This is a genomic window from Cryobacterium sp. TMT2-14 (assembly GCF_004402465.1).
In the GTDB taxonomy this organism is placed as follows: domain Bacteria; phylum Actinomycetota; class Actinomycetes; order Actinomycetales; family Microbacteriaceae; genus Cryobacterium; species Cryobacterium sandaracinum.
Genome location: NZ_SOFV01000039.1, coordinates 96,879 through 108,384 on the forward strand (window position 1 = coordinate 96,879; position 11,506 = coordinate 108,384).

General features: G+C 68.6%; 6 protein-coding genes, 1 tRNA gene and 1 other RNA gene. 1 reads left to right on the forward strand and 7 read right to left on the reverse strand.

The window, feature by feature from the left end; all coding sequences use genetic code 11:
* Positions 1 to 168: 168 nt before the first annotated feature.
* The 7 genes from recR to ffs all read right to left on the reverse strand — a co-directional run bounded on the left by recR (position 169) and on the right by ffs (position 10,706).
* Positions 169 to 768: a recombination mediator RecR gene (gene recR, locus E3O28_RS13315; protein WP_104099829.1), complete on the reverse strand. Its 600-nt coding sequence runs from the start codon at positions 766 to 768 to the stop codon at positions 169 to 171.
* Positions 769 to 771: 3 nt separating this feature from the next.
* Positions 772 to 3,645 carry a DNA polymerase III subunit gamma and tau gene (locus tag E3O28_RS13320; protein ID WP_134416393.1) on the reverse strand — a complete coding sequence of 958 codons (2,874 nt, stop codon included), beginning with the start codon at positions 3,643 to 3,645 and terminating at the stop codon, positions 772 to 774.
* Positions 3,646 to 3,726: 81 nt separating this feature from the next.
* On the reverse strand, positions 3,727 to 4,137 hold the full coding sequence (locus E3O28_RS13325; protein ID WP_104099831.1) for a YccF domain-containing protein: 411 nt from the start codon (positions 4,135 to 4,137) through the stop codon (positions 3,727 to 3,729).
* A 391-nt stretch (positions 4,138 to 4,528) separates the two neighbouring features.
* Positions 4,529 to 5,743 (reverse strand): acetate kinase, encoded by a 1,215-nt coding sequence (locus E3O28_RS13330; protein ID WP_104099832.1) that lies wholly within the window; start codon positions 5,741 to 5,743, stop codon positions 4,529 to 4,531.
* Positions 5,740 to 8,001 carry a phosphate acetyltransferase gene (pta, locus tag E3O28_RS13335; protein ID WP_104099833.1) on the reverse strand — a complete coding sequence of 754 codons (2,262 nt, stop codon included), beginning with the start codon at positions 7,999 to 8,001 and terminating at the stop codon, positions 5,740 to 5,742. Before pta ends, E3O28_RS13330 begins: the two co-directional genes overlap by 4 nt.
* Before the next feature lie 3 nt (positions 8,002 to 8,004).
* Positions 8,005 to 10,473 carry a phosphoketolase family protein gene (locus E3O28_RS13340; protein ID WP_134416395.1) on the reverse strand — a complete coding sequence of 823 codons (2,469 nt, stop codon included), beginning with the start codon at positions 10,471 to 10,473 and terminating at the stop codon, positions 8,005 to 8,007.
* 136 nt (positions 10,474 to 10,609) lie between these two features.
* Positions 10,610 to 10,706: signal recognition particle sRNA small type (ffs, locus tag E3O28_RS13345), an RNA gene on the reverse strand.
* A gap of 163 nt (positions 10,707 to 10,869) precedes the next feature.
* On the opposite strand from ffs, the gene E3O28_RS13350 reads away from it, so the two are divergent.
* A tRNA-Ser gene (locus E3O28_RS13350) sits at positions 10,870 to 10,957 on the forward strand.
* The last annotated feature ends 549 nt before the right edge of the window (positions 10,958 to 11,506 follow it).

Here is an 11,506-nt window from a genome sequence, read left to right on the forward strand (position 1 = left end):
GTCGTCCGGGCGGGCGGGCCGTCCAGTCCGGCGAGGTCGGTGGCGGATACGGTCCCCCTGGCCACTCCTGGCGGCAACTGTTGCCCGAGCGGACAACTGTTGCCGGCACACCGGGCACAGTTGTCCGCTCCGGCAACACTTGCGGCAGTGGGCAGGCGGCGCGGGGGGCTAGTTCGTGACGGTACGGCGGCCCTCGAAGGCCCGCCCGAGAGTCACCTCGTCGGCGTACTCGAGGTCGCCGCCGACCGGCAGCCCTGACGCGAGCCGGGAGACCTTGATCTCGAGGGTGGTCAGCAGGCGCGACAGGTAGGTCGCGGTCGCCTCCCCCTCGAGGTTCGGGTCGGTGGCGATGATGACCTCCTGCACCGTGTTGTCGGCAAGGCGCTGCATCAGCTGACGGATGCGCAGGTCGTCCGGTCCGACGCCGTCGATGGGGCTGATCGCCCCGCCGAGCACGTGGTAGAGCCCCTTGAATTCGCGGGTGCGCTCGATCGCGACGACGTCCTTGGCCTCTTCCACCACGCAGATCATCGCGGGATTGCGGCGCGGGTCGCGGCAGATCATGCAGGTCTTCTGCTCGGACACGTTGCCGCAGATGTCGCAGAACTTCACCTTGTCGCGCACCTCGAGCAGCACGTTGGCGAGCCGGGTCACGTCGAACTGCTCGGTCTGCAAGATGTGGAACGCAATCCTCTGCGCGGACTTGGGCCCGATCCCGGGCAGCGTGCCGAGCTCGTCGATCAGTTCCTGAACAATGCCTTCGTACATGGTTTAGTCGCCTCTGGTTCGGGATGCCGGATCGTGCGGCTGTTCTTCGAGGAAGGTGGCGCCGAGGATTTCGCGCACCACCGACTCGCCGTAGCGCTGCTTCTCCGCAAAGGCGGGCCCGCGACGGGCAACGGATGCTTCGACGCCCGCCCGGTTCGGAGCCTGCACCTGGGTGCGCGCCGGGGTTCCGGGCTGGGCGCCGTTTGGTACGCCGTTCTGGGCGCCGTTCTGAGACTGGGACTGGGACTGGACTCCCGGCTGAGACTGAGACTGAGACTGGGACTGAGACTGGGCCTGGGCTCCCGGCTGAGACTGGGCTCCCGATTGGTGCTGGGCTCCCGCTGCGGACAATCCCGCACGCGCGGCGGGCGCCTGGTAGCGGCCGGGCTGGCCGCCGTTCGGGTGCAGGTCCGGCGGGAATTCCTCGTCGTAGGACGGGGGCTCGTCGTCGTAGGGCGGCTGCGGCTCAGGGTCTCGCCCGGACGCGGGAAGCGTCGTGGGCGCCGGCGCGCTCGGCGTGGAACGCGGGGCGGTCTGCGGGGCGGATGCGTGCGCGGGGGCATCGGGGGTCGCAGCGGAGGCCGCAGACGCAGGAGCAGCGGTTTCAGCAGCCGGGGCTGACCCCGGGATGGCCACCGTGGCCCAGCCGGTGCCGGCATCCGAGGGACTCGGAATGGCAGCGGTCGCCCAGCCGGTCGCGGCGACCGCCGGGCTGGCAGTTGCGCGGCTGGTCACCGGCGACTCGGGCACTGTCGGGCTGGCCACTGCCGGGCTGGCCGCCGCCGGGCTGGCCGCCGTGGGGCTGGTCACCGTGGGGCTGGTCACCGTGGGGCCGGCAGCCGATGCCGCAGGCGCTTCTGGGGCGTCAACCTTGCCAACGCCGGCTGGGGCGGAACCGGCTGAAGCGTTCACGGCAGCAGCCGGATCGGGGTCGGCGGCAGCAGCCGGATCGGGGTCGGCGGCAGCAGCCGGATCGGGGTCGGCGGGCGACGCCTCGTCGGTTGTTGCAGCAGCGGATTTGGGTGTCGTCCTGGAGCCGGTGTCGCCGCTTCCGGACCCGGCTGCGGCCGAGCCGCTGACGGTTGCGGCCCGCGCGACAGGGCTCGGCGCGGTGGAGTCCTGCACGCCGAAACCTGACCCCGGGGAGACCGGGGCGACCGGTGCCGGAGCGGGGGCGGATGCGTTGGGGGTGGCTGGGACATCCGTTCTCGGGGAGTCGACCCGGGCGGTGAGCTGGGGCGTGAAGCCGAGCACCTCGTTGACGGCGCGCTTGAGATAGTCGCCGACGCCCTGCCCGGGGGCCGCCGACTGCTTGAGTCCGGCGACGTCGTTCTGGCTCGGGAAGGAGAGCACCAACAGGTCCCCGCCACGCAGTTCCATGGCGCGGGCCGTGTAGAGCACGAGCCAGGCGCTGATCTTGGCGGCCTTGACTGCCTCGAGGATCTGCGGCCAAGAGTCCTTTACCTGCTGCAGGGTGACGGGTCCGACAGGGCGGGGCGGGGCCGCGACTTGGGTCGCGGGCGCAGCTGCATCAGGTGCGGCGGCAGAAGCAGCAGCCGCACCGCCGGAGACCGCGGGCCGGCCGGAGGCATGCGTCGCCGAGACCGCAGCCGCGCGCGGGGGCGAGCCGACCGGGCTGGTGGCTGGGGCATCCGTCGCCGAGCTGTCGCCGGGATCAGAACCGGAACCAGAACCGGAACCAGAACCAGAACCGACCCCGATGCGGCGCTCGAGGCGTTCGACGCGGGCGAGCGCGCCGCGGGTGGAATCGTCGCTCGCGGGGATGAGCACGCGGGCAATCATGAGTTCGAGCTGCAGGCGGGGGCTGGTCGCGCCGGTCATCTCGGTGAGGGCGGCGTTGATCACGTCGGCGGTGCGGGAGAGCTCGGCGGGGCCGAACTTCGCGGCTTGCACGGCCATGCGGTCGAGTTCCTCCTGCGGCACGCCGCGCAGCACGGCGGCAGCGGCGGCGGCACTCGTGGCGCCCACGATGATGAGGTCGCGCAGGCGTTCGAGCAGGTCTTCGACGAAGCGGCGCGGGTCCTGGCCGGTCTGCACGACCCGGTCGACGGCGTCGAACGCGGCGGACGGGTCGCGGTCGGCGATCGCGTCGATGGACTCGTCGAGCAGCGACGCGTTCGTGTAGCCGAGCAGCGCCACGGCGCGGTCGTATTCGACGGAGTGCCCGTCGGATCCGGCCATCAGCTGATCGAGCAGCGACAGGGTGTCGCGCGGCGACCCGCCGCCGGCCCGCACCACGAGTGGCAGCACGCCCGGCGCGACGGTCATTTGCTCGGTGTCGCACATCTGCTGCACGTATTCGAGCATCGGCCCGGGCGGCACGAGCCGGAACGGGTAGTGATGCGTGCGCGAACGGATGGTGCCGATCACCTTTTCGGGCTCCGTTGTCGCAAAGATGAACTTGACGTGCTCGGGCGGCTCTTCGACGATCTTCAGCAGCGCGTTGAAGCCCTGCGGCGTGACCATGTGCGCCTCGTCCAGGATGAAGATCTTGTATCGGTCGCGGGCGGGAGCGAAGATCGCGCGCTCACGGATGTCCCGGGCATCGTCGACCCCGTTGTGGCTGGCCGCGTCGATCTCGACCACGTCGAGGGATCCGCCGCCGTCGCGGGACAGCTCCACACAGCTCGGGCAGACCCCGCATGGCGTGTCGGTGGGACCCTCGGCGCAGTTCAAGCAGCGCGCGAGAATACGGGCGGATGTCGTCTTGCCGCAACCTCGGGGCCCGCTGAACAGATAGGCATGATTCACCCGGTTCGTGCGCAGGGCCGTCATCAGCGGATCGGTCACCTGAGACTGACCGATCATTTCGGCAAAAGTCTCGGGCCGGTAGCGGCGATACAGGGCGGTAACCACGAGAGCAATCGTAGCCGGAGCCACTGACTAGTGCGGTGTGGGGCGGGCGGGGCTCAGGCGCGGCGGCTCAGGCGCGGCAGCTCAGGCGCGGCGGGCGACGGCCTGGTCGAACGCGCCGGGGCGATTGCTCACGATTTGCTTGCCGAGGGGCGCGAGCGAGACCGGCACCATCTTGAAGTCGGCGATGCCGAGGGGGATTCCGATGATGGTGAGGCAGAGCGCGATTCCCGAGACGATGTGCGCCAGGGCCAGCCACCAGCCCGCGAGGATCACCCAGATCACGTTGCCGATGAACGAGAACGCTCCACTGGTGGGTTTGGCCACGACGGTGCGGCCGAACGGCCAGAGCGCGTAGGCGGCGATGCGGAACGACGCGATGCCCCACGGGATCGTAACGATCAGCACGCAGAGCAGAATGCCTGCGGCGAGGTAGCCCAGGAACAGCCAGAACCCGCTCAGCACGAGCCAGATCAAGTTCAGGAGTGTGCTCACGCGAAAATACTACCCGCGCAGGAGGCGGAGGTCGCGGGATCGGAATCGGGCGCGGCGAGCGCGGACATCCGTCGCCGGCCGCGTGTTGCCCTCCCGGCACCCGGCTCCCGGCTTCCGGCTTCCGGCTCCCGGCTCCCGGCACCCGGCTCGACTTTAAACTCGGAGAATTTCGCAACACGCCGCCCACGGCGCTGGGGTGACCCGTGTCGCCTAAAAACTTCGAAGTCACGTCCTACAGCACCCCGCACCTCGCATCCCGAGCGCCCCGAACCCCCACCTGCCAATCGGCCGCCCCCGGAACCCGGGAACGGCCGATCAACGAAAGCATCAACAAAGCATCAACAAAGGCATCAACGAGACACAGGAGCCGAAACCCCTACCAGCGAACCCCCTACACCGAAGGATGCGTGCGCTTGATCGTCCCCAGCGTCTGCCGGGCGATCTCCAGCTCCTCGTTCGTCGGGATGACGAGCACGGTTACCCGGGAGTTATCCGTGGAGATCACGCGCGGCGTGCGGGACTTGGCTTCGTTGCGCACGGGGTCGATTTCGATCCCCATGCCCTCGAGTCCGGCCAGGGCGCCCGCGCGCACGATCGGCGAGTTCTCACCGACGCCCGCGGTGAAGACGATGACGTCCACGGTTCCGAGTTGCGCGTAGTAGTTGCCGACATAGCCTTTGACGCGGTGGAAGTACACGTCGAGGGCAGCCTGGGCGACCGGGTCGCCCGCGACCGCGGCATCCTCCACGTCGCGCATATCGCCGTTGCCGGCCAGGGCCAGCATGCCGCCGCGGCGGTTGAGCAGGTCGTCGAGCTCGGCGGTGGTCATCCCGGCCCGGCGGCGCAGGTGGAAGATCACGGCCGGGTCGATGTCGCCCGAGCGGGTGCCCATCGCGAGCCCCTGCAGCGGGGTCATGCCCATGGAGGTGTCGATCGATTCGCCGCCGTCGACGGCACACACGGATGCCCCGTTTCCCAGGTGCAGCACGATCGTCTTGAGCTCGGCCAGGGGCCGGTCGAGGTAGGCCGCCGCGGCCTCCGAGACGAACTTGTGCGAGGTGCCGTGGAAGCCGTACTTGCGCACGCGGTACCGCGTCGCGATGTCCCTGTCGATCGCGTAGGTGTACGCGGCCGGCGGCAGCGTCTGGTGAAACGCGGTGTCGAACACGGCGACGTGAGGCACGTTCGGGAAGCTGGCGCGGGCGGCACGGATGCCCTGCACGTTGGCCGGGTTGTGCAGCGGAGCGATCTCGGAGAGGTCCTCGATGTTCAGCTCGACCAGGTGGGTGATCTCGGTCGGCTCGAAGAACCGGTTGCCGCCCTGCACCACGCGGTGGCCGACGGCGATCAGGTTCGTCTCGGACAGCTTCGGGCCGTGCTCGGCGAAGGCCTCGATCATCACGGCGAAGCCGGCGGTGTGGTCCATGATCGGCAGGTCGCGCTCGGTGCGGCCGCCCTTCGACGTTCCCGCGGTGTGCCGTGAGTGCCCGATCGGCTCGCCGATGCGCTCGACCAGGCCGCTGGCGAGCTCCGTTTCGGTGTCCATGTCGATCAGCTGGTACTTGAACGACGACGATCCGGAGTTGACGACCAGGATGGCGGTCATGCGGACACCGCCGCTGCGGCCGATGCGGAAGATGCCGCACCGGAAGCCGAAGCTGCCGGGGTGCCGGACTCGGACGCTGCGAGCGTCGCGGCCTGGATCGCGGTGATGGCTACGGTGTTGACGATGTCCTGCACTAGTGCTCCTCGAGAAAGGTCATTGATGGGTTTGCGCAGGCCCTGGAGGACGGGGCCGATGGCCACTGCTCCGGCGCTCCGCTGCACGGCCTTGTACGTGTTGTTGCCCGTATTCAGGTCGGGGAAGATGAAGACGGTGGCGCGGCCGGCGACAGCCGAACCGGGCATCTTCGTGGCGGCGACGGCGGCATCCGCCGCCGCGTCGTACTGTATGGGACCCTCGATCAGAAGGTCGGGGCGACGCTCCCGCACGAGGGCGGTGGCGGCCCGCACCTTGTCCACGTCGGCACCCTGCCCGGACTCGCCGGTCGAGTAGCTCAGCATGGCGATGCGCGGCTCGATACCGAATTCGACGGCCGTCTCCGACGCCGAGATGGCGATGTCGGCGAGCTGCTCCGCGGTGGGGTCAGGGTTCACCGCGCAGTCGCCGTAGACGAGCACCTTGTCGGCCAGCGCCATCAGGAACACGCTGGACACGACCGAGACTCCCGGACGCGTCTTGATGATCTGCAGGCTCGGCCGGATGGTGTGCGCCGTGGTGTGCGTCGCCCCGGAGACCATGCCGTCCGCCAGCCCGAGCTGCACCATCATGGTGCCGAAGTAGGACACGTCGGTCACGAGTTCCATGGCCTGCTCGACCGTGACGCCCTTGTGGGCGCGCAGCTTCGCGTACGCCTCCGCGAACTTGCGCCGCAGCACGTCGTCGAAGGGGCTCAGAACCTGCGCCTTGGCGATGTCCAGGCCGAGGCCGATGGCACGCGAGCGCACCTCGAACTCCTCACCGAGAATCGTGATGTCGGCCACATCGCGGGCCAGCAGGGTCGCGGCGGCGCGCAGCACGCGGTCGTCGTCCCCTTCGGGCAGCACGATGCGCTTTTGGTTGGTGCGTGCGCGTTCGAGCAGCATGTACTCGAACATCAGCGGCGTCACCACGTCGGCGCGGCTCACCTTGAGCCGGTCGAGCAGCACGGATGCCTCCACGTGGCCTTCGAAGAGCGCCAGCGCCGTGTCGCGCTTGCGTTGCGAGTCGGCGGCCATCCGTCCGGGCGTGTGTGTGATGCGCAGCGCGGCGTCATAGGAGTTCAGCTCGGTGCTGATGATCGGCACCGAGGCGTCGAGCCCCTCGACGAGCCGCCCGATCTCCTCGGGCAGGGCGAAGCCGCCGACCAGCACGATGCCGGCGATCGACGGGAACGTAGCGGACGAGTTCGCCATCAGAACGGCCAGCAGCACCTGCGGGCGGTCGCTGGGAACCACAACCACGGCGCCCTCGAACAGGCGCGGCAGCACGTTGACCATCGACATGGCCGCCACGACCACGCCGAGCGCCTCCCGGGACAGCAGCGCGGGGTCACCCTTGACGAGCGTGCCGTCGGTGGCCTTGAGGATGCTCTTCATGCTCGGGGCCACGAGGAACGGGTCTTCGGGCAGCGCCCAGACCGGCACCGCGTTGCGCCCGCTGCCGGGCTTCGTGTCGGCGTCGACGACGCTCCGCACGGCGTCGATGAGCTCATCGAGCCGAGTCGGATCGGCGCGGTTGACGATCACGCCAAGCAGTGAAACGTGCTCGTCGCGCAGTTCCGCCAGGGTCACGTCGGTCAACTGGCGGATGTCCTCGGCCGTGCGCGGGTCGCTCTGGCCGAGCTGCCGGTCACCCTGGCTGAGCGTGTCGCGCTGGCCGGGACCGACCCGCCCGCCGAGCACCAGCAGCACCGGCACCCCCAGGTTGGCGGCGATGCGCAGGTTGAAGGCGAGCTCGGTGGGACTGCCGACATCCGTGTAATCGGAGCCGATCACGACCACCGCGTCACACTGGGCCTCGACGGCCTTGAAGCGCTGCACGATGCGGCCGAGGGCCGCGTCGGGGTCGAGGTGCACCTCGTCGTAGGTGACGCCGACGCAGTCGTCGTAGGTCAGCGGGGGCTGCACGGTGAGCGCAGACGCACTCGACAGGTGCGAGAGCAGCAGCTTGAGCACGTAGTCGGGGTGGTGCGCCGAGCGAGCCACGGGCCGGAACACACCGACGCGCTCCACCGAACGGAGCAGGGTGTCGAGCACGCCCAGGGCGATGGTGGATTTGCCGGTATTTCCCTCGGCAGAGGTGATGTAGATACTGTCAGCCACGGTTTATACGTTATCTCCGCCGGTGGAGACACCGGCATTGTCGGGGGTCACGCCGACGCCATCGGCGTCCCAGACCCATTCGGTGACGGCGGGGATGTCTTCCCCGTGGTCGCGGGTGTAATTGCGGGCCCGAAGGCGGGCATCCTGCATCTCCTGGCGAAGCAGGGCGGCGCGGGCGCCGAGTCCGGGAACCCGGTCGATGACGTCCATCACCAGGTGGTACCGGTCGAGGTCGTTGAGCATGACCATGTCGAACGGCGTGGTGGTGGTGCCGTTCTCCTTGTAGCCGCGGGCGTGCAGGTTACCGTGCCCGGTGCGCTTGTAGGTCAGGCGATGGATCAGCCACGGATACCCGTGGTAGGCGAACACGATCGGCTTGTCGGCCGTGAAGATGGCGTCGAACTCGTTGTCGCTGAGGCCGTGCGGGTGGTCCGCCTCGGACTGCAGGCGCATCAGGTCAACGACGTTCACAACGCGCACCGACAGGTCGGGCAGCCATTCCCGCAGGATGGCGGCCGCGGCCAGCACCTCGAGGGTGGGCACCTCGCCGGCGGCGGCCAGCACGACGTCGGGTGAGGTGCCGAACGTCTCGGTTCCGGCCCAGTCGAAGATGCCTAGACCCCGCTTGCAGTGCGCGACGGCCTGGTCCATGGTGAGCCAGTTCGGCGCGGGCTGCTTGCCGGCGACGACCACGTTGACGTAGTCCACACTGCGCAGGCAGTGGCTGTAGGTGGCGAGCAGCGTGTTGGCGTCGAACGGCAGGTAGACGCGTACGACATCCGCACTCTTGTTGACGACGTGGTCGATGAACCCGGGGTCCTGATGCGAGAACCCGTTGTGATCCTGGCGCCAGACGTGCGAGCTGAGCAGGTAGTTCAGGCTCGAGATTGAGCGGCGCCACGGGATCTCGCGGGTGACCTTGAGCCACTTCGCGTGCTGGTTGAACATCGAGTCGACGATGTGAATGAAGGCCTCGTAGCAGTTGAACAGGCCGTGACGGCCGGTGAGCAGGTAGCCCTCCAGCCAGCCCTGGCACTGGTGTTCGCTGAGCATCTCCATCACGCGGCCGGCGCGGGCGAGGTTCGTGTCACCCTCGTGGAATTCCGCGTTCCACTGCTTGTCCGTGGCCGCGTAGACGGCCGGGGCGAGGCGGTTGGAGGCCGTCTCGTCGGGCCCGAAGATGCGGAAATTGTCGGGGTTGTCACGGATGACGTCGGCCAGCCAGGTGCCGAGAACCTTGGTCGCCTCATCGGTGGTGGCGCCCGGGGAAGGGACATCCACCGCGTACTCCCGGAAGTCGGGCAGCTTCAGCGCCCGGCGCAGCAGCCCACCGTTGGAGACCGGGTTCGCGCTCATCCGCAGGTCGCCCGCGGGGGCCAGCGCCGAGATCTCTGCGGCGGGGGCGCCGTTCGCGTCGAAGAGTTCGCCCGGCCGGTAAGAGGCCAGCCACTCTTCGAGCAGCCGGGTGTGAGCCTCGGTGTCGCGGGCGTTGCTCAGGGGCACCTGGTGCGAACGCCAGGAGTCGACGACCTGCACCCCGTCGATGACGGGCGGGCAGGTCCAGCCCTTGGGCGTGCGCAGGATGATCATCGGCCAGCGCGGACGCTCGGTGTCGCCGGCGAGGGCGCGCGCCTTGATCGCGGCGATCTCGTTGAGCACCTCGTCGAGGGTGAGCGCCATGCGCTGGTGAACGAGAAGGGGATCCTCGCCGTCGAAGCCGCCATCCACGATGTAGGGCTTGTGGCCGTAGCCGCGCATCAGGTGGAGGAGTTCCTCTTCCGGGATGCGGGCGAGCACGGTGGGGTTGGCGATCTTGTACCCGTTGAGGTGCAGGATCGGCAGCACGACGCCATCCTGAAGCGGATCGATGAACTTGTTCGAGTGCCAGCTGGTGGCCAGCGGGCCGGTCTCGGCCTCGCCGTCGCCGACGACCGCGGCGACCAGCAGGTCGGGGTTGTCGAACGCGGCGCCGTAGGCGTGGCTGAGCGCGTAACCGAGCTCGCCGCCCTCGTGGATCGAGCCGGGCGTCTCGGGCGAGGCGTGGCTGGGGATGCCGCCGGGGAACGAGAACTGGCGGAACAGGGCCTTGACGCCCTGCTCGCTCTGGTCGACGCCGGAGTAGATCTCGGAGTACGTGCCGTCGAGGTAGGCGTTGGCCACCATCCCGGGGCCGCCGTGGCCGGGGCCGGTGACGTAGAGGGTGCTGATCGACCGTTCCTGGATGGCGCGGTTCAGGTGGGCATAAAGAAAATTGAGCCCCGGGGTGGTTCCCCAATGGCCGAGCAGACGCGGCTTGATGTGGTCCCGCGTGAGCGGCTCACGCAAAAACGGGTTGTCGAGCAGGTAGATCTGCCCTACCGACAGGTAGTTGGCGGCCCGCCACCAGGCATCGACGCTGGCGAGCGCTTCAGCGCTGAGCGGATGCGGTGACCGGTCTGGCCAGAGAAAGGGTTTACCGAATATTTCAGCCATGGTGCCTCCAGGCACTATCGGGGCGGGGGCGTTATCTGCGCCGTTTCATCTTACGAGATGAGGCGAAATCGTTATCATTGCTAACGGCCTGCGGCTGTGGCTGGGCTGTGGCTGTTTTTCCGGCGCGTGCGGGCATGAAAAAGACTCCTCGCGCACCCACCAGAGCCCGGTTACCCTTGCTACGTTTCCGTCCTGGGGGAGTTGGCCGAGATGGCGCCACGCGAGGAGCCGACCCTTAGCTTAGACGCAAAGCCGGCGAGGCCGAAAAACGGGCCGATTCCAAGTCGATTCCGAGTCTGCACCGGGTCTGCACCGGGCGGGCGGGGCGAGTGTGCACGGAGGCCACCGGAAACAGGTAAGATTCTCTAGGTCGTTCCTTGAGGGAACGTTCGGCCAGGAGAATTCGCCTAGTGGCCTATGGCGCACGCTTGGAAAGCGTGTTGGGTGAGAGCCCTCGGGGGTTCGAATCCCCCATTCTCCGCCAGATCGCGCTGCAGCACGCGGGCGGGCATTAGTCTCGACGAACTCGACAATCAACTCTCGGGGGTTCGAATCTTCCGCCCCCGCAGTGCTGCTTCCGTGCCCGGATGGGGCTAACTCAGGAGATCCAAGCCGCACGCAAACATCCACCGCCTGATTCCGGGGGCGGGAACCGCAACTGGCCGTGGTTCTCCTGAGTTAGCCACCGACCCGCGTACATAGCTCCCGCACATTCTGCCGGATGTGGCCAATAGAGCCCTGAAACAGCCCACCGCCGAGAATTGGCAGGAGTTATGCACGTAGCGAGGCTCCGACCGTGCCTGGCATGGGGCCAACTCAGGAGATCCGCGCGGACCGCTCCGCCGTGGCCGCAGACCAGTGCGGAGCAGACTGCGGCCGCCCAGGGATCTCCTGAGTTGGCCACGGAAGTGTCGGGGCAGGTCCGGCGGGCACCGGCGAGCACCGGCGGGCTAGTCGGCGAGCGGATGCCGCGGCGCACGCGGCACGGGCGGCGGCGGGCACCGGCGGGCACCGGCGAGCCCCGGCGAGCACC